Source organism: Variovorax atrisoli 110B (assembly GCF_000382045.1).
Lineage (GTDB): Bacteria > Pseudomonadota > Gammaproteobacteria > Burkholderiales > Burkholderiaceae_C > Variovorax > Variovorax atrisoli.
On record NZ_KB907457.1, the window covers coordinates 96,653 to 115,074 of the forward strand.

The 18,422-nt window shown below is 67.7% G+C and carries 18 protein-coding genes; 8 read left to right on the top strand and 10 right to left on the bottom strand.

Features of this window, described 5'->3' with window-relative positions; translation table 11 throughout:
• Nucleotides 1-16: 16 nt before the first annotated feature.
• The 10 genes from G369_RS0121885 to G369_RS36145 all read right to left on the bottom strand — a co-directional run bounded on the left by G369_RS0121885 (nucleotide 17) and on the right by G369_RS36145 (nucleotide 10,327).
• Nucleotides 17-1,057 carry a branched-chain amino acid ABC transporter permease gene (locus G369_RS0121885; RefSeq protein ID WP_019656179.1) on the bottom strand — a complete coding sequence of 347 codons (1,041 nt, stop codon included), beginning with the start codon at nucleotides 1,055-1,057 and terminating at the stop codon, nucleotides 17-19.
• Nucleotides 1,054-1,917: a branched-chain amino acid ABC transporter permease gene (locus G369_RS0121890; RefSeq protein WP_019656180.1), complete on the bottom strand. Its 864-nt coding sequence runs from the start codon at nucleotides 1,915-1,917 to the stop codon at nucleotides 1,054-1,056. The genes G369_RS0121885 and G369_RS0121890 overlap by 4 nt, the downstream gene beginning before the upstream one ends.
• Complete coding sequence (locus tag G369_RS0121895; RefSeq protein ID WP_019656181.1) at nucleotides 1,910-2,638, bottom strand: ABC transporter ATP-binding protein; 729 nt, start codon at nucleotides 2,636-2,638, stop codon at nucleotides 1,910-1,912. Before G369_RS0121895 ends, G369_RS0121890 begins: the two co-directional genes overlap by 8 nt.
• A gap of 145 nt (nucleotides 2,639-2,783) precedes the next feature.
• Complete coding sequence (locus tag G369_RS0121900) at nucleotides 2,784-3,503, bottom strand: ABC transporter ATP-binding protein (RefSeq protein ID WP_019656182.1); 720 nt, start codon at nucleotides 3,501-3,503, stop codon at nucleotides 2,784-2,786.
• A gap of 12 nt (nucleotides 3,504-3,515) precedes the next feature.
• Nucleotides 3,516-4,769 carry an ABC transporter substrate-binding protein gene (locus G369_RS0121905; RefSeq protein ID WP_019656183.1) on the bottom strand — a complete coding sequence of 418 codons (1,254 nt, stop codon included), beginning with the start codon at nucleotides 4,767-4,769 and terminating at the stop codon, nucleotides 3,516-3,518.
• A gap of 50 nt (nucleotides 4,770-4,819) precedes the next feature.
• Nucleotides 4,820-5,800, bottom strand: a complete 981-nt coding sequence (locus G369_RS0121910; protein WP_019656184.1) for a tripartite tricarboxylate transporter substrate binding protein — start codon at nucleotides 5,798-5,800, stop codon at nucleotides 4,820-4,822.
• Nucleotides 5,801-5,860: 60 nt separating this feature from the next.
• Nucleotides 5,861-7,324, bottom strand: coding sequence for an aldehyde dehydrogenase family protein (locus G369_RS0121915; RefSeq protein ID WP_026346538.1), 1,464 nt, complete (start codon nucleotides 7,322-7,324; stop codon nucleotides 5,861-5,863).
• 134 nt (nucleotides 7,325-7,458) lie between these two features.
• A complete protein-coding gene (locus tag G369_RS0121920) occupies nucleotides 7,459-8,466 on the bottom strand; it encodes a hypothetical protein (RefSeq protein ID WP_019656186.1) in 1,008 nt (335 codons plus the stop codon).
• Nucleotides 8,467-8,605: 139 nt separating this feature from the next.
• Nucleotides 8,606-9,139: a cupin domain-containing protein gene (locus G369_RS0121925; protein ID WP_019656187.1), complete on the bottom strand. Its 534-nt coding sequence runs from the start codon at nucleotides 9,137-9,139 to the stop codon at nucleotides 8,606-8,608.
• Nucleotides 9,140-9,364: 225 nt separating this feature from the next.
• Nucleotides 9,365-10,327: a LysR family transcriptional regulator gene (locus G369_RS36145; protein ID WP_019656188.1), complete on the bottom strand. Its 963-nt coding sequence runs from the start codon at nucleotides 10,325-10,327 to the stop codon at nucleotides 9,365-9,367.
• Between the two features lie 159 nt (nucleotides 10,328-10,486).
• On the opposite strand from G369_RS36145, the gene G369_RS0121935 reads away from it, so the two are divergent.
• The 8 genes from G369_RS0121935 to G369_RS0121970 all read left to right on the top strand — a co-directional run bounded on the left by G369_RS0121935 (nucleotide 10,487) and on the right by G369_RS0121970 (nucleotide 18,419).
• Nucleotides 10,487-11,584 (top strand): nuclear transport factor 2 family protein, encoded by a 1,098-nt coding sequence (locus G369_RS0121935; RefSeq protein WP_019656189.1) that lies wholly within the window; start codon nucleotides 10,487-10,489, stop codon nucleotides 11,582-11,584.
• The gene (locus G369_RS0121940) at nucleotides 11,584-13,104 is read left to right on the top strand and encodes a L,D-transpeptidase family protein (protein WP_244164370.1); all 1,521 of its coding nucleotides are present in this window, start codon (nucleotides 11,584-11,586) and stop codon (nucleotides 13,102-13,104) included. The genes G369_RS0121935 and G369_RS0121940 overlap by 1 nt, the downstream gene beginning before the upstream one ends.
• A gap of 424 nt (nucleotides 13,105-13,528) precedes the next feature.
• Nucleotides 13,529-13,717 (top strand): Flp family type IVb pilin, encoded by a 189-nt coding sequence (locus tag G369_RS0121945; RefSeq protein ID WP_020723211.1) that lies wholly within the window; start codon nucleotides 13,529-13,531, stop codon nucleotides 13,715-13,717.
• A 98-nt stretch (nucleotides 13,718-13,815) separates the two neighbouring features.
• Nucleotides 13,816-14,001 carry a Flp family type IVb pilin gene (locus tag G369_RS0121950; protein WP_019656192.1) on the top strand — a complete coding sequence of 62 codons (186 nt, stop codon included), beginning with the start codon at nucleotides 13,816-13,818 and terminating at the stop codon, nucleotides 13,999-14,001.
• A gap of 15 nt (nucleotides 14,002-14,016) precedes the next feature.
• Nucleotides 14,017-14,544 carry an A24 family peptidase gene (locus G369_RS0121955; RefSeq protein ID WP_019656193.1) on the top strand — a complete coding sequence of 176 codons (528 nt, stop codon included), beginning with the start codon at nucleotides 14,017-14,019 and terminating at the stop codon, nucleotides 14,542-14,544.
• A gap of 81 nt (nucleotides 14,545-14,625) precedes the next feature.
• Nucleotides 14,626-15,621 (top strand): Flp pilus assembly protein CpaB, encoded by a 996-nt coding sequence (gene cpaB, locus G369_RS0121960; protein WP_019656194.1) that lies wholly within the window; start codon nucleotides 14,626-14,628, stop codon nucleotides 15,619-15,621.
• 49 nt (nucleotides 15,622-15,670) lie between these two features.
• Nucleotides 15,671-17,089, top strand: coding sequence for a type II and III secretion system protein family protein (locus G369_RS0121965; protein ID WP_019656195.1), 1,419 nt, complete (start codon nucleotides 15,671-15,673; stop codon nucleotides 17,087-17,089).
• A gap of 46 nt (nucleotides 17,090-17,135) precedes the next feature.
• A complete protein-coding gene (locus G369_RS0121970) occupies nucleotides 17,136-18,419 on the top strand; it encodes a CpaE/TadZ family protein (RefSeq protein ID WP_019656196.1) in 1,284 nt (427 codons plus the stop codon).
• Nucleotides 18,420-18,422: the final 3 nt, after the last annotated feature.

An 18,422-nucleotide genomic window follows, 5' to 3' on the forward strand; every position in this document is an offset into this window, starting at 1 on the left:
CCGAAGTGGCTTCCAGTCAGGGTCGATCACGTAGAAGCGCACTCCCTTGCGGCAAGGTGCGAAGCAGCTTGCGCTGCGTGGGGAACAGCGACCAGCCCCAGCGCTGCTGCGCGAATCCCCACAACCCCTGCTTGAAGAACAGCGTGACGAGGATCGCGAGCAGCCCCAGACCCAGCAGGTACCAGGTGCCGTAGTCGCTCAGGAACTTGTTCAGCGCCCAGAAGATGAGCGCGCCCACCAGCGGCCCCTCGATGCGCCCGATGCCGCCGATGACCACCATGAAGATGGCGAAGGCCGTCCAGTTGACGCTGAAGGCCGCGTCGGGGCTGATGCGCAGGTTGCCCACGAAGTAAAGCGCCCCCGCGAGCCCCGCGCCGAAGGCCGCGACCACGTACACCGCGAGCTTCATGCGCGCCACCGGAATGCCTTGCGACTCGGCGGCCACCTCGTTGTCGCGTATCGCCAGCAGCGCCAGGCCTCGCTTGCTGCGCAGGAACAGGTACACCAGCACGATCGCCGCGACCACGCAGGCCAGCGCCATCCAGTAGGTGGTGCTCTCGCGCGTCGCCTTGTCGATGCCGCGCAGCGCGGTCAGCGTGGTGCCCGAGCCGCCGCCCACGGCCGACACGTTGGCGAAGCTCAGCCTGAACACCTCCGCGATGACCCATGTGCCGATGGCGAAGTAGCCGCCCGACAGCCGGAACGCGACGAAGGACACGGGCACCGCCACCAGCCCCGCGGCCAACGCGCCCAGCGGTATCGCCACGAAGGGGTTCACGCCCGCGAAGTTGCCGAGCATCAGCATCACGTAGCCGCCGAAGCCGAAGAAGGCCTGCTGTCCGATGCTCACCATGCCGCCGTAGCCGGCGAGCAGGTTCCACATCATCGCGAAGATGAAGTAGCAGGCGATCTCGACGAACTCGCGCATCCAGCTCGATTCGCCCCACAACGGCAGGCTGGCCGCGACGAGAACGATGGCGATGCCGGCGAACAGCGCCGCGCGGCTCACGGCCGTTGCGCGTTCGACCGCGACGATGGAAGGAGGCATGTTGGTCATCCGCGCGTCCTGGGAAAAAGCCCCTGCGGCCGCAGCACCAGCACGGCGAGGAACACGATGTGCCCGAACCAGATGCCCCAGCCCGGGTCCAGCCTGAAGCCGATCTGCTGCGTGACGCCGAGGATCATCGCGCCCGCCAGCGTGCCCCAGAAGGAGCCCATGCCGCCGATGATCACGGCCTCGAAGGCGAAGAGCAGCAGCAACGGCCCGTCCGAAGGCGACACCGTCGTGCGCATGCCCTGCAGTGCGCCCGCGATGGCGATCAGCACGAACGCGATGGCGGTCGCGAGCGCGTAGACCTTCTTCGCGTTCAGCCCCATCAGCTCGGCGATCTCGCGGTCGTCCGACACGGCGCGGAACGACCGCCCCAGCGCCGTGCGTGCGAAGAGCCACTGCAGAGCGCCCGTCGCAGCGAGCGCGACGGCCAGCACGACCAGCGGCAGCACGCCCAGCGACATCGCGTCGCCCAGCGCGATGCCCTGCGTGCTGAGCCCGCCGGTCTCGATGGCGCGCGGATCGGCCGAGAACAGCTCGAGCAGCAGGTTCTGGATGACGATCGACAGGCCGAAGGTGACGACCAGCGAGGGCAGCGGGTCCTTGCCGAGCGTGCCGTTGAGCACGAAGCGCTGCAGCACGTAGCCGAAGCCGAAGGCCACCGGCAGCACCGCCAGCGCCACGAGCCACGGCGACTCGCCCCCCGTCAGCGACATGCCCGCGATAACGGCGAATGCGCCGAGAACGATGAAGTCGCCCTGCGCGGTGTTGGTCAACCGCATCACGCCGAACATCAGCGACTGGCCCAGCGCGAAGAGCGTGTAGAGGCCGCCCAGCAGCAGGCCCTGGACGAGCGTCTCAAGCATGGGCCGCCTCCGAGTCCTCGGAGAGGCCGAAGTAGGCCTGCGAGATCTGCTCGCGCGTGAGCTCGGCCGAACGCCCTTCGAGCGACACGCGGCCTTCCTGGAAGCAGTAGACGCGCTGCGAGACCTGCCGCGCCATGGTCACGTCCTGCTCGACGATGACCACCGTCATGCCCTCCGAGGTGATCGCCGGCATGGCGGCGTAGATCTCCCGGATGACGATGGGCGCGAGCCCCAGCGAGAGCTCGTCGCACAGCAGCACCTCGGGGTTGCTCATGAGCGCACGGCCGAGCGCGACCATCTGCTGCTGCCCGCCCGAAAGCGAGGTGCCCGGCTGGTTGCACTTCTCGGCGAGGATGGGAAAGAGCGCATACAGCCGCTGCAGGTTCCACGGCCCCTTGCGCGACGGCGTGGCGCCCATCAGCAGGTTCTCCTCGACGCTGAGGCTCGGGAAGAGCCGTCGGCCCTCGGGCACCATGGCGAGCCCGCGGCGCACGATGTCGCCAGGCGGCAGGCCGCCGATGGGCTCGCCCTTGAAGCGGATCGCATCGAGCGGCGCGCGCACCAGGCCCGTGAGGCTCTTGAGGAAGGTCGACTTGCCCGCGCCGTTGGCGCCGATGATGGCCACCAGCTCGCCGCGCTCCAGCGAGAAGTCGATGCCGAAGAGAGCCTGCGCGTCGCCGTAGAAGGCCTTGAGGTCGCGGGTGGAGAGCAGGGTGGTCATGGTGTTTGCTCCCGCGCGTTCTGCCCCCTCCCCTTCTGGGGGAGGGTTGGGGTGGAGGCAAGCGGCGTCGGAATGGCGGCGCCGTCGTGCCCCCATCCCGGCCTTCCCCCACAGGGGGAAGGAGCAATGCGAAGTCGATGCGTGCTCATGCTTCCATCCCCATGTACACCCGCCGCACCTCCGGATCGCTCATCACCGCGCGTGGCGCACCTTCCGCGAGCTTCTGGCCGAAGTTGATGACGAACAGCCGGTCCGCCAGCGACAGCAGCGCGTGCACCACGTGCTCGATCCAGATCATCGTCATGCCGCGCGCCTTGATGCGCTTGAGCTCGCCGACCAGCACCGCGGCCTCTGGTTCCGTGAGGCCGCCCGCGATCTCGTCGAGCAGCAGCAGCTTCGGCCGTGTCGCCAGCGCGCGCGCCAGCTCCAGCCGCTTGCGGTCGAGCAGCGTGAGGCCGCCCGCAGGCTTGTTGGCATGCGCCATGAGGCCCGTCTGTTCCAGCACCTCCTGCGCGGTGTGCCAGGCCTCCCGCTCGTTCTGCTGCCCGCCGAAGCAGGCAGCGGTCACGAGGTTCTCGAACACGCTCATGTTGCCGAAGGGCTGCGGCACCTGGTAGCTGCGGCCGATGCCGGCGTGGCAGCGCTGGTGGGGCTTCAGCCGCGTCACGTCGCGGCCGGCGTATTCCACGCGCCCGGCATCGACGCGCACGTCGCCCGAGATCAGGTTGAACAGCGTGGTCTTGCCCGCGCCGTTGGGCCCGAGGATGCCCAGCGTCTCGCCCTCGGCCACCGCCAGCGTGATGCCGTCGGTGACCTTGAGCGCGCCGTAGGACTTGCTCACGGCATGCAGTGCAAGCAGCGTCATGGCGTTCCCGCGTCAGAGCAGCCGCAGCTTGCCACCGGTGGGAATGTTGGTGGCCGCCTCGTTGTTCACGATGGTCAGCTCCACCTTGTACTTCTGGCCCTTGCCCCACTGGCCGAGCACCAGCGGCGTCTTGCTGACGTTCTTGAACGGCCCCTGGCCGCCCCACTTCACCGGGCCGACCACCGAATTGATCGAGGTCGATGCGACCGCGTCGCGCACGTCCGAAGCCTTCAGCGACCTGGCGCGCCCCAGCGCATTCGCCGCCACCTCGAAGAGCGCATGCGCGAAGCCGATCGGCTGCGTCCACTGCTTCCTCGTGCCGGCCTCGTAGGCTTCGGCCAGCGCCTTCGCGCTCTGCTGCGTGAGGCTCGATGTGAACGGATGCGAAGGGCTCCACCACACCTCGGTGGAAAGACCGTCGCCCAGGTCGCCCAGCGCCTCGATCGCTCCGGGGAACAGCAGCGCCTTTCCCAGCGTGATGACCTTGGGCTTGAAGCCCTGCTGCCGCGCCTGCGTGAGGAAGGTCTTTGCGTCCGGCGGAATCACCACGCCGGTGACGATCTCCACGCCGTCTCTCTTGAAGGCCGCGATCTGCGCGCTGAAGTCCTGCGTGCCGTTCTGGAAGCGGCCCGGGTCGGTGAGCGTGAAGCCCATCTGCGAGAGCGGCTTCGGAAAGCCCAGCTCCTTGTCGCCCCACGCGTTGCCGTCGCCGTCGTTGGGGAAGAGCCCGCCGACCTTCTTGTTGGTGGCGAGCGTCTTCCAGCCGTTGGTGAAGTTGGCGATGACGTCCTCCAGGCCCCAGAACATGTGGTACGTCCAGTTGAAGCCCTTGGCCGGATCGCCCTTGCGTCCGAAGAACCACGGCTGCCACGGCACCACGCTGGAGACGCAGGGCACCTCGTTGAGCTCGCAGGCGTCGCTCACCGGGTTGGCGGTCTCGGGCGTGCCCGCGGTGAGCACCAGCGCCACCTTGTCCTTCAGGATCAGGTCGTTCGCCACCTCGCCCGCGCGGTTGGGGTTCGACTGGCTGTCCTTCAGCACGATCTGCACCGCGTACTTCTTTCCGCCGACGGTCAGGCCGTCCTTGAAGGCCGCCTTCATCTGGTCGATGACCCACTTGTCGGCCTCGCCGAAGGGCGCGAGCGGCCCGGTCTGCGGCGACACGTAGCCGATCTTCAGCGTGTCGGCAGCGAACACCAGCGGTGCCGCGCCCGATGCCACCAGCGCGGCCGTGGCCTGCGTGAACTGCCTGCGATTGATTGCCATGGTTGTCTCCTTCTGTTGTCCTGTTGCCGGACTCTGCGTCGCTCTCACTGCTACTCCAGGCTCAGCTGGCGCTCGCGCACCAGCCGGGCCCACTTGTCCTGCTCGGTGCGCAGCACCGCCGCAAACTGCTCGGGCGTGCCGGCGATGCCCGTCAGGCCCTGCTCCTGCAGGCGCGCGGCGAAGGCGGGGTCGGCAACGATCTTCTTCACCTCGGCCTGGAGCCGGTCGACCACGGGGCGCGGCGTGCCCGCAGGCGCCAGCAGGCCGACCCATGAATTGACTTCGAAGCCTGGATAGCCGCTCTCGGCGATGGTGGGCGTGTCGGGGTAGGCGGCCGCGCGCTGCAGGCCGGTCTGGGCCAGTGCGCGCAGGCGGCCCGACTTGACGTGCGGCTGCGCCAGGACGGCGGAGAGGAACATCATCTCGACCTGCCCGCCGAGCAGGTCCTGCTGCGCCGGGCCGCCGCCGCGATAGGGAATGTGCGTGACGAAGGTGCCGCTCACCGCCTTGAAGTATTCGGCCGTGAGATGGTTGCTCGACCCTGGCCCGACGCTCGCGTAGTTGAGGCGCCCGGGCTGCGACTTGAGCAGGCTCACGAAGCTCCTGAGGTCGCGCGCATCGACCTTCGGGTTGACCAGCAGCACCAGCGGATTGCTGACGATCTGCGTCACCGGTTGCAGGTCGCGCGCGAAGTCGAAGCTCAGCTTCGGGTAGACCAGCGGATAGGTGGCGTAGCTGTCGAACACCATCAGCAGCGTGTGTCCGTCGGGTGCGGCCTTGGCCACTTCGGCCGCTGCCAGGGTGCCTCGGGCGCCGCCGCGGTTGTCTACGATCACCGGCTGGCCGAGCGCGGCCTGCAGGCGCGGCTGGAGCTGCCGCGCCACCGTGTCGACGATGCCGCCGGGCGGGAAGCCGATGACGACGCGCACCGGCTTCACGGGCCAGGTCTGCGCGGCGGCGGGCGCAGCGGCGGCGAACAGCGCACCGGCAGCGGCGAGGCTCGCGATGAAGCGGGCGGTGATCGAATGCATCTCTCGTGTCTCCTCGTTCTTTCTCTTGCTCTTCTCTGCTCGTCTCGATGTCCCGCTTCGTCAGCGCACGAAGTGCGGCGGTATCTGCGCGTCGATGTTCACCCACACACTCTTGACCTGCGTGTACTCGCGCATCGCGTCGAAGCCCATCTCGCGGCCGTAGCCGCTCTGGCCGACGCCGCCGAAGGGCGAGCCGGGGTTCACGCGCTTGTAGCTGTTGATCCAGACCATGCCGGCGTGCAGGTCGCGAGCCACCTTGTGGGCGCGCTGCAGGTCGCGGGTCCACAGGCCGCTGCCGAGGCCGTAGTCGGTGCCGTTGGCGATCTGCATCGCCTCTTCATCGGACTTGAAGGTGAGCACGGTGACGAAGGGGCCGAACACCTCTTCCTGCGCGACGCGGTCCTTGTACGACCGGGCGCGCATCACCGTCGGTTCGACGTAGCAGCCTTTCGCCAGTTCGCCGCCGGGCGACTTGCCGCCCGCGAGCAGCTCGCCGCCCTCGCCCTGCGCCACGTCGACGTAGCCCAGCACGCGCTCGCGGTGCTGCGCGCTGGTGAGCGGGCCCATCTCCGTCGCGTCGTCGAGCGGATTGCCCAGGCGGATCGACTTCGCGAGCGGGATGAACTGCGCGAGGAATTCGTCGGCGATCCTCTCGTGCAGCATCAGCCGCGAGCCCGCGATGCAGGCCTGCCCCTGGTTGTGGAAGATGGCCCAAGCGCTGCCGTTGACGGCCGCCTGCAGGTTCGCGTCCTCGAACACGATGTTCGGTCCCTTGCCGCCGAGTTCGAGCTGCACCTTCTTCAGGTTGCCCGCGCTGGCCTGCACGATGCGCCGGCCGGTGGCGGTGCTTCCGGTGAAGGCGATCTTCGCGATCTCCGGGTGCTCGGCGATGTACTGCCCCGCCACGCTGCCCAGGCCCGGCAGCATGTTGACCACGCCGGGCGGCAGGCCGGCCTCGGCCATCAGCTCGGCGATGCGAAGCGAGCTCAGCGGCGTGATCTCGGCCGGCTTCATCACGATGCAGTTGCCGGCCGCGAGCGCGGGCGCCATCTTCCAGCTGGTGAACATCAGCGGGAAGTTCCACGGCACCACCTGGCCGACGATGCCGACGGGCTCGCGCAGCGTGTAGTTGAGGAAGCCCTCTTCCACCGGGATGGTCTCGCCCTGGAACTTGTCGGCCATGCCTCCGAAGTAGCGGAAGCACGCCGCGGTGCGCGGCACGTCGAGCCGGCGCGAGTCGCGGATCGGATGGCCCGTGTCCAGCGATTCGAGCCGCGCAAGCTCCTCGGCGTTGGCCTCGATGAGATCGGCGAGCTTCAGCAGGATGCGGCCGCGGTCGGCGGCGGCCATGCGGCTCCACTTCGGAAAGGCGCGCTTCGCAGCGGCCACGGCCTTGTCGACGTCGGCCTTGCCGGCGAGCGCCACCTCGACGATGGGCGTGTTGTCGTGCGGGTTCAGCGTGGCGAGGGTCTCGCCGGACTCGGCGTCGACGAAGCGGCCGTCGATGAAGAGCTGGTGGCGGATGGAAGAAATAGGCATGAGCGTTCCTCTCCCTCCCCCGCTGGGGGAGGGTTGGGGTGGGGGCTTCTTCAAGGAGGGCGCGGGCTCGAAGACCCCCCACCCCTGCCCTCCCCCAGAGGGGGAGGGAGAACGTCAGTTCAGAACTGCACCGGGATCTCGGGCGACTCGCCCTTCTGGATCTCGTACACCAGGCTCGGCGAGCCGTTCTCCCACACCAGCAGCATCGAGCGCTTGGGGCTGAAGCCCTGGTGGCGGCAGTAGGCAGGCATGGCGGCCATGTCGCCTGCCTTCATGATCACGCGGGCCATGGGCCTGCCGGTGTTCTTGTCGCCGCAGTCCCAGTGGATCTCGTCGGTCATCTGGAAGAACCACTCGACGCGGTCGTTGCCGTGGATGATCGGCAGGATGTGCTCCTCAGTCGTCGGGCACATGTAGCTGTGCTTCACCACCGAGGTGAAGCTCGGGTTCCACGTCACCTGCGAACGGCTCAGGAAGCCGAAGAGGTTGAAGGCGTGCACCTCGTTCTCGAAGCCGGGCTCGGGGTGCAGCTCGGGCTGGCCCTGCGGCACGTCGGCGAAGGCGCGGTTGACCGGCGCGCCGCGCTCGTCGCTGCGCAGGTCGAGGTCGCCCTTCAGGCCCACGCAGCGCTTGGCGAGTTCGCGCGCCCTGGTGATCTTGGCGGTGTTGTTGCCGTTCTTGCGGCCGTACGGCGAGCCGGTTTCCTGCGGCGCGGCGAAGGGGTCGAAGCTCTCGTTGGTCCAGTCGTCGAGCATGGCCTCGAAGGTGGCGCGGATCTGCGCGGTCGGGAAGTTCTCCAGCAGGTCGATGCCGGCCTCCTTCATGGTGCCGTTGAAGCTGCCGGCGTACAGGTCGACCGACTCGTAGTGGTTGACGGTGCCGAACACGTCGTCGAAGTTGACCCAGCCGTAGAAGAAGCCCCAGGCCACGTCTCGCATCAGTGCGCGCAGGTAGTTGCCGGCGTCCATGGTGTGGCTCATGGGGCGGCCGTCGCGGGTCTTCCAGCCGATGTGCACGAAGTATTCGTCGCGGCGGAAGCTGAAGCTGCCGAGCGAGAAGTCCTTGTAGCCGAGTGTGGCGTCGGGCTGTGACGCGATCACCTTGCCGAGTTCTGCGGGTGCGTTCATGGTGTTTTCCTTGTCTGGTCTGAATAGGTGGCCTGCATCCTTCGCGGAACACCGCGGAACCGGCTCTGCCGGGCCGCAGGTGTTGCCCCCGCTAGGGGGTTGGCGCAGCGACACGAAGTGCGCGAAGCCTGGGGGCGAGTCAATGCGCCTGGCAGATCTCGGCCCACTTCTCCACCGAGAGATCGCCCTTGCAGCTCTGCAGCACGATCACGCCCGGTTCGCCGGCGTTGCGGAACTGGTAGGCGGTGTTCTTCGGCAGCAGGCCCTGGTGGCCGCGCGAGAGCTTCATCCAGCCCATCTTCTTTCCCCTGGGCTCGCCCTTCACGAGCACGGCGCCGTTCTTGTCCTTGTCGGCCACCACCTGGCTCTCGTCGAGCTGCACCAGGTGCACTTCGACGTCGCCGTCCATCACCAGCGCGAACTCGTCGTGCGCGCACGTGTACCAGGGCGAGGTGCCTTCGGCGCGCAGCGTCTCCAGCACGTAGATCTGGTTCTGGCCGAACACGACCTTCTCGTAGGGCTTGCTGAGGCTCGCGATCTCGAAGCAGTTGGAGAAGGCGTAGTGCCGCACGTCGTCGTCGATGGCTTCGACGTGGCCCTTCTCGAAGTCCTTGAGCGATCCGAAGCGGGTCCTGTAGGCCGCGGCCGGGGCAGTGGAATGGGTGGCTGTCATGTTTTGTCTCCTTGGATGAGCGAACTCTAGGAGCCATGCGGCAACACCGGTAGGGACCAGTTTGGAAGAGGATTGTTCGGAGCTTCCGAATAATCGCTGGGGTTTACCCCGTACCGGACCGGCGCCCGGGAGCGAGCCACAGGGCTCGTTCGCTAGGCGCCGCAGAACCGTCTACGCCGGGCCGTCGGCGAAACGAATTACGCAAAGCCTGAAGGAGGGCTCACCTCATCCGCTGGTGCGGCTGAACTCGATGAGCTCTTCGGGGATCAGCCCGCGCTCGATCAACGTCGCGTCCCAAGGCGGCACGCGCGTGAAGCGGGTGGCGATGTGTTCGATGAACAGGCGCAGCTTCAGCGCATTGCGCGAGGTGCCCGCGTAGACCGCGCTCAGGGAGAACGACGACAGCTGGTGGTCGGCCAGCACCACGCTGAGTTCGCCGCGCGCGATGGCGTCACCCGCCACCAGCGTGGGCAGGCAGACGATGCCCGCATGCTCCAGCGCATATTCGCGCAGCAGGTGCACGCTGTTGGTCAGCAGCGCGGCCGCGAGATAGATGGTGGTCTGCTCGCCGCCGTGGTGGAAGGTCCAGCGGTCGCGCGTGGGGTAGCCCGAGTACAGGCCCAGCTTGTGGCGGTGCAGCTCGCGCGGCGTGGCCGGCGTGCCGTGCGCCTTCAGGTACGCCGGCGTGGCGCACAGCACGCGCCGCACCGGAAAGAGCGGCCTGGCCACCAGCTCCTGGGAGGCCGCGGGAAAGATCTGCAGCGCGCAGTCGACGCCGGCCTTCACCGGGTCGGCCACGGCGTCGCTCACGATCAGCTCGAGGTGGATGTCGGGGTAGGTCGACTGGAACTCCCGCAGCAGCGAGGCGAAACGCCCCAGCACCATGCCGGTCAGCGCATGCACGCGCAGCGTGCCCGAAGGCGTACCGCGCGCATCGCGCATCTGGTCGACGATGCTGTCGGCGCGCGCCACCAGCTCGGTGCAGTCGCGCAGGAAGGCCTGGCCCATGTCGCTGAGCCGCACCACGCGCGTGCTGCGGTGGAAGAGCGGCGCGCCGAGGAACTCCTCGAGCTGCTTGACCCGCGTGGTGACGACCGAGTTGGCCACGCGCAGCTGCCTTGCGGCTTCGGCGAAGCTCTGGGTCTGCGCGACGCGAACGAAAGTTTCAATGCTTTGAAGGCGGTCCACGGCGGCACTGTACTGCGGGGCCGCCCCGGGCGGGGGCGCGGGCAGGCGTTGCGGGCGCGCCGAAAGGCTTCGAAAGGCCTGTCATCCCTGTATCGGGGGGTTACCCGCCCCACTTACAATCCCTGCCGCATCACCCACCCCTACGAGGTCTTGTCCGCAATGCCCAAGAGCCCCAGGCCACGCGCCCGTTTCAGCTTCTCCCCCACCGTGCGCGCCCTGCTCCTGGCCGCGGCCACCTGTGGCGTCGCGCTTCCGGCGCTGGCGGCCATCGAGCACGAGGAAGTCGACAAGCTCATGCAGGCCGGCAAGCTCGACGAGGCCATGGCCAAGGCCGAGGCCTTCCTCAAGGACAAGCCGCGCGATCCGCAGATGCGCTTCCTCAAGGGTGTGATCCAGCTCGACACCGGCAAGCGCAACGAAGCCATCGCTGCCTTCACGCAGCTCACGCTCGACGCGCCCGAGCTGCCCGAGCCCTACAACAACCTCGCGGTGATCTACGCGAGCCAGAACCAGTTCGACAAGGCCCGCGCCGCGCTCGAGAGCGCGATCCGCACCAACCCCAGCTACGCCACCGCCCAGGAGAACCTCGGCGACGTGTACGCCCGGCTCGCGAGCCAGGCCTACAGCAAGGCGCTGCAGCTCGACCAGAACAACACCGCCGTGCAGCCCAAGCTCGCGGTGATCCGCACGCTCTTCACGCCGACGCCGCCCGGCGGCAAGCCGACCGCGCTGATCGCGGCCGCACCGGCGCCTGCGCCTGCCGCCAAGGCAGCCCCGGCTCCGGCGCCCGCGCCTGCGGCACCGCCGCCGCCTGCAAAGGTCGCGGCAGCTCCCGCGCCGGTGGCCGCGGCGCCCAAGGCACCCGAAGCAGCACCGGCTCCCGCACCTGCCCCGGCACCCGCAGCAGTCAACGCCTCTGCCAATGCCGAAGTCGAATCGGCCGTGCGCGCATGGGCTTCTGCCTGGGCCAGCCAGGACATGGATCGCTACCTCGCGGCCTACGGCTCCGACTTCACGCCCGCCGGCGGCCAGAGCCGCAAGAGCTGGGAAGAAGACCGCCGCGCGCGCATCGTCGGCAAGTCGAGCATCAGCGTGAACATCGAGAACCTCGCGATCAAGGTCGACGGCCAGAACGCGACGGCCAAGTTCCGCCAGATCTACCGCGCGGACAACCTCAACGTTTCGAGCCGCAAGACGCTGGAGATGCAGCGCTCCGGCAATCAATGGCACATTCGCAAGGAAAGCGTCGGCGGCTAGTGGCAGACATCGTCCGGCAGGGCCGGCTTCAGCATCCCCCTTTTCGTGTGCGCAGCGGACAGCAGCTGCTCGCGGCGATTGCCGCCGCGTCGGCACTGATGTTCGCGGCGCCCGGTGCCGCGCTGGCGTCGAACGCCGCAGGCAAGACGGGCGGCTCCGCCAAGGCGGGCAGTGCGGCTCACAAGGAAAAAGGCGGCAAGACAGCCGTTGCAGGCAACGGCCGCAACGGCAGCCGCGCCACGGCGCGCAACGGCACGAACAGCCGTGTCGCCTCGGCCAGGGAAGTCAGAGAGCCTCGCGGCGCCAAGGGCAGGAAGAGCACCGGCAACGCCGAGCTGCGCACGGCTGCGGCACCAGCAGCGAATGCCAAGCCCGCACGCAGGGCGGCACCGGCCGGCAGCATCCAGGAAGCCAGCAGCGCCGAAGCCCGACTGATCGCCGTCTACGAGATGTTCGGCCGTGGCCAGACCCGGCCCGCGCTGGCCAAGGCGCGCGACCTGGTGCGCGACTACCCGAACTTCCAGCTGGCACAGCTCGTCTACGGCGACCTGCTCGCCGCGCAGGTGCCCCCTTCGAACTCGCTGCCCGACACCGCCAGCATCGCGAAGATGCGCGGCAACCCGGCCATGGCCGAGCTGCACGAGGAATCGAAGCGCCGCCTGCAGGCCCTGCGCGACCGCCCGCCGGCCAACACGGTGCCCTCGCAGTTCCTGGCGCTGTCCACCCGCAGCCGCTACGCCATCGCGGTGGACGCCTCGCGCTCGCGGCTCTACCTGTTCGAGAACTCGGACAAGGGCCTGAAGCTGGCGGCCGACTACTACATCTCGGTCGGCAAGGCCGGCACCGACAAGGCCACCGAAGGCGATGCGCGCACGCCGCTGGGCGTGTACTACATCACCAGCAGCCTCGATCCGAAGACGCTGAAGGACTTCTACGGCGCGGGCGCCCTGCCTATCAACTACCCCAACCCGTACGACGTGCGGCGCGGCAAGACCGGCAGCGGCATCTGGCTGCACGGCACCCCGCCGCAGCAGTTCGCCCGGGCGCCGCTGGCGAGCGACGGCTGCGTGGTCATGGCCAACCCCGACCTCAGGCAGCTATTGCGCAAGGTGCAAATCGGCGCCACGCCGGTGGTCACCGCGCGCAGCCTGCAATGGATTTCGCAAACGCAGGCAGAAAAAGAAGCCCAGTCAATTACAAGTGCTATCACCGGCTGGAAAGACGCCCGCGCCAGCGGAAATGAAGCGCAATTGAAGAAATTCTATTTGCCCGATTTCCAGCGCATCGCCAAAAAGTCCAATGAGGGAATTTCAGTCGTCGACGACGAAGTGAAATACGCGCAGGGCAAGCGCGTCCAGCTCAAGGACATGTCGTACCTCCACTGGAAGGACGGCGACGACACCATGGTTGTCACCTTCGGCGAAGTGTTCGAAGGCGAGAAGAGCGGACGTTCCCGTCGCCAGTACTGGTTACGCCAGGGTACCGACTGGAAGCTCTTCCACGAAGAGATCCTGGGCTGAGGCCCGGGTCCTAGACCCTCCTGCCCTTGGGGCGACCCCCTCGAAGTCGTGACTTTTTGCTCACGAACTGGGCCTTTTTTGACCGTTACATCTAAGGCTCAGGGGCCCGTGCTACGTAACACGTAACGCGTTTGTTCCCGTAACGCCCCCGTCCCGAGCGTTCCCCGCGCCGTTACGCCACATCCCCCCTTCATGGGAGGCGCACTGTGGTCCACAGAGGGAAAAATTGGTTTCCTGATCGTTAACTGGCTGAGCAGGTCACCCCTGTCTCCGGCTGGCGAGAGGCTGGCCGCTATCCTGCTATACCCCTTTCGGCTAGCACACTCTGACGAAAGACTTGCGGGTTTGCCTTGTTGATACACGGAGTTACGCTGTATAACATCCACCTCGCAAGCCTTTGTTAACACTCCTGAAAGGGGAAATCATGCTCAGCTCAATAAAGCGCTTTTTGCACGATGAGGAAGGCGCGACCGCAATTGAATACGGAATTATTGCGGGCCTTATTTCTATTGCCATCGTCGGTGTTCTTTCTGGCGATACCGGCCTTGGGAAGAAGCTCTCGGGCGTCTTCACCTATATCAGCGACAAGCTCGCAGCCATCGCGACCCCCTGAGCGGAGTTATTGGCACACGGTTTCCCCATCGACTCTCGAGATCAGGTTCCAGTATTTCTCCGTTGTACTTTTTGCTCATCGTTCCTGAAAGGTCCATCATGCGTAACTCCATCACCCGTTTCCTGCGCGACGAAGAAGGCGCTACCGCCATCGAGTACGGCATCATCGCGGGTCTCATCTCCATCGCTATCGTTGGCGTGCTGTCGGGCGACACCGGCCTTGGCAAGAAGCTTTCGGGCGTCTTCACCTACATCAGCGGCAAGCTGACGGTCCCGACCTCCTGAGCATCCCTATCAGTGATGCGTTTGGCGTGTTTGCTGTGGTTGCTGTTCGTTGCCGTGTATGACTTCCGTCAGCGCCGCGTCCCCAACTGGCTCGTGCTTGCCGGCGCCGCAGTGGCACTGGCCGCACCGGGCCTCGGGATGCAGCCCTTCGGCCTCGAATGGACCACAGCACTCACGGGCGCAGCCGTCGGCTTCGGCTGCCTGCTGCTCATCTACGCCGCCGGCTACATGGGAGCCGGGGACGTGAAATTCGCAGGCGCGCTCGGACTCTGGGTCGGCCTGTCCGCGCTGCTGCCCATCTGGATCGGCGCCAGCCTGCTGGCCGGGCTCCATAGCGCCGCATGGCTCGCGCTGCAGCGCTGGCCGCTTTCTCCCCGCCTTGCACTGATGCTGCAGGGGCCGGCTTCGCCGGTTTCGGTTTCCTCCTCAACCGCCGTCGAGTCCGACGGCAGCGCCCCGCCCAAGCGCCGGCGCATCGTTCCCTACGCGGCTTATCTCGCGATGGCCACAGCGGTCTGGATGGTCTGGGGGCGACAGAGCTAGCAGTCTTCTGCCTCTGTCACTGCGGGTCATCCATCTCTCCATTCCCATGATCGCTTGCCCCCACTCTTTCATCCGCCGCCCATGATCAACATCACGAAAATCATCGCCGCCGTCCTCGTGCTCCTGGCCATCGCGCTGGGAGGCTATGCGTGGATGCTGAGCCGGCAGGCCCCTGCTCCGGCCGTGGCGGCCGCGGGTCCGGCCGCCGAACCGGTCAAGGCCAAGGAAGTGCTGGTCTACCCGGTCGTGGTGGCGGCCAAGCCGCTGCCCGCGGGCGAGGCGATTCCGGCCGACGCGCTGCGTGTGGAGCGCCTCACGATCAACCCCGCCGGCGCGTTCCAGGACGTGAACGTGGCCGCGGGCCGCGTGCCGGTGCTGGACCTGGCCGAAGGCACGCCGGTGATGGAGAACCAGCTCGTGTCCGGCCTGGCGATGCGCATCGGCGAAGGCGAGCGCGCCGTCGCGATCAAGGCGGACGAAGTCATGGGCGTCGGCAACAAGATCCAGCCCGGCGACTTCGTCGACGTGTTCATCACGCTCAAGTCGGACGGCAAGGACGTGGACCGCAGCCAGGCGCGCCTGCTGCTCGCGCGCAAGCGCGTGCTGGCATTCGGCAATGCGTCGGTCGACGGCATGGCCTCGAAGTCGCCCGACAAGGCTGCGCAGCAGGCGCAGCGCAACGACAACGCCCGCACCGCGGTGCTCGCCGTGCCGATCGACGAGGTGAACCGGCTGACCATCGGCGACGCCAGCGGCCGCCTGATGCTCGCGCTGCGCAATCCGGCGGACAAATCGGAGCCCGATCCCAGGCTCTTCGCCGAACTGCCGACGGCCCTGCAGCCGGCGCAGCCCAAGGCCGGCGATGCACGCCGCGGACCACTGGAAGGACTGGACCTCGCACAGGCCGGCCTGACGACCGCCGACCTCGTCACCGGCGGCAAGGGGCCCACCGTCCGCCCACTGGCCACGGAGGCCCGCGCCGTCGCCGCCACCCCACGCGCGGCACGCACGACGCGCAGCGGCGGACTCCAGGTCGAGGTCATCCGCGGCGATCGCAGCGAAACCGTGAACTACTGAGCCGATGCCGGCCAGCCGCCACCAGACACAGGTCACCCAGGAAAATCAAATGGATCACATGCCCCGCGAGTCGTCGACCCGTGCAGCTCGCAGTCACAGGGAGTCCCGCAATGCCGCGCCGAGGCTGCTGCGCTCGTCGCTGATCGCCGCGCTCGCGATGTCGCAGGCCGCCTGGCCGCTCGCCGCGACCGCGGCCGATGCGCAAGGAACGGGAACGCGCCCGGAATTCCAGCCGCAGCGCTCGCTGGCGCTGCCGGTCGGCACGCAGCGTGAACTGCTGATCGCCAAGGGCATCGACCGCATGGCCATCGGCGACGAAGCCGTGGCGGCCGTCACCATCACCCGCCAGTCGCCGAATTCGCCGGCTGCGCGGCTGATCGTCACGGGCAAGGGCGTCGGGCGCACCACGCTGATGGTCTGGGAAAAGGGCAGCACCGCCGCGACCACCTACGCGATCGAAGTGCGCCGCGCCGTGGCCACGGTCACGGGCACCATGGACAACATGGCCTCGCACCAGGCGCAGCGCACCAATGCCCTCGCCAGCCTGCCGCCGGGCGCAGAGAAGACCGACCTCGTCGACCGCTCGGTGGTCAACGTGCGCAGCAGCACGGTGCAGGTCGAGGTGAAGGTCGTCGAGTTCAACCGCAGCGTGCTCAAGCAGGCCGGCCTGAACATCTTCAGCACCCGCACGAACTCGCACGGCTTCAGCTTCGGCGTCTTCGCCCCGTCTTCGCTCAACAAGAGCACTTACGCCAGCGACGGAAGCATCACGACCGAATTCACCAATCCTCTGACGCAGGCCTTCGATCTCCTTTTCAATTTCAGCAAGGCCGGCATCGGCGCCAACGTCGGCTTCCTGGAAGGCAACGGCATGGCCCGCGTGCTCGCCGAGCCCACGCTGGTGGCGCTGTCGGGCCAGAGCGCGAGCTTCCTGGCCGGCGGCGAACTGCCAGTGCCCGTGCCCCAGGGCCTGGGCACCACCAGCATCGAATACAAGCCCTTCGGCATCGGCCTCACGCTGACGCCCACGGTGCTGTCGAACGAGCGCATCGTGCTCAAGGTGGCGCCGGAAGCCAGCGACCTCGACTACACCAACTCGCTGAGCATCAACGGCGTCGCGGTGCCCGCGATCACCACGCGCCGCGCCGACACCACGGTGGAACTGGGCGACGGCGAAAGCTTCATCATCGGCGGCCTCGTCAGCCGCACCACAACCTCCAACGCCGACAAGGTGCCCCTGCTGGGCGACCTGCCGATCCTCGGCACCTTCTTCAGCAAGAACAACTACCAGATGAAGGAGAAGGAGCTGGTGATCCTGGTCACGCCGCACCTGGTCAAGCCCATCGCGCGCGGCACCGACCTGACGCCCTACATGCCCGGCACCGCCGAGCAGCGCGACGGCGCTGTGTGGCGCTCGTACTTCCTGGGCGGCGCGATCGACACGCCCGTTCCCGGCTTCTCCCGCTGACCTCTCCGATATCGATGACCCGGAACATGCATCGCAGGCTGGCACCATGAACGCACCACGCGACAGCATCCCAGAGACAGGCAGCGAGACCTACCTCTTCGCGTCGAGCAACGGCAGCCACATCACCTGGCTGACGGACGCGCTCGGCACCCTCGGCTCGGTGGTGGTCCTGCCGCCGGACACGAAGTCGATCGACGAACGCATCGCCCTGCTGGGGCCGGTGGCGGTCTTCATCGACTTCTCGCCCGACCAGGGCGCCACTGCCAGCCAGCTCCACCAGCGCCTGAAGCGCGACTGGCCCACGCTGCCGGTGCTGGCCACCGGTGTGTCGGCCGAGCCAGCCGCAATGCTTTCGGCCCTGCGTGCGGGCGTGGACGACTTCATCGACATGGCCGCGCCGCCTGCGGATGCGGTGGTCACGCTGCGCACGCTGCTCGAGCGGCGCAGCACGCTGCAGGGCGGCACGCGCGGCAGCACGCTGGCGCTGCTGGGCGCACGCGCCGGCCTGGGCGTGACCACGCTGGCCACCAGCCTGTCGCTCACGCTCAACGACCAGCTCACGCAGGCGCCGCAGCGCCCGCCAGGCCGCAGCTCGCGCCATGGCGTGGCCCTGCTCGACCTGGGCCTGCCCGCGCGCGACGGCCTGCTCTACCTCGACACGCAAAGCGGCTTCAGCTTCGTCGACGGCGTGCGCAACCTGCGCCGCCTCGACCAGACGCTGCTGCACACCGCGCTCGCACACCACACCAGCGGCGTGGCGATCCTGCCGCTGCCCACGAGCCTGGCGCAGGTGCGCGAGATCTCGCACGCCGACTCGGTCTCGCTGATCAAGCGCCTGGCCGACTTCTTCGACTTCCAGATCGCCGACCTCGGCGGCTTCTCGACCATCGACTTCATGGCCCAGACCGTGCGCGAGGCGCAGCAGGCCTGGGTGGTGTGCGACCAGAGCATCGGCGGCATCGTCTCGACCGCCAACATGCTCAAGGAGCTGCGCGCGCGCGGCATCGAGACCGAACGCCTGTCGCTGGTGGTGAACAAGTTCGACAGCCACGTGGGCCTGTCGGCCAAGGACATCGCCGAGCGGCTGGAGCTGCCCTTGCGGCACGTGCTGCCCTCGCGCAGTGCACAGCTGCTCGCTGCCGCGAGCCGCGGCGAGATGCTGGTGCGCACCGCGCGCAACGACCCCTACTCGCAGGCCGTGACGGGACTCGCCCGCAGCCTGCACCAGGAATACATGTCTGCCTCGGGCCAGCCACCGGCCAAGGATCCACGCTGGGTTGCGCTCATGTCGCAGGTCACCGGCTTCTGGAAGAGTTCACACGAAGGTTGAGCC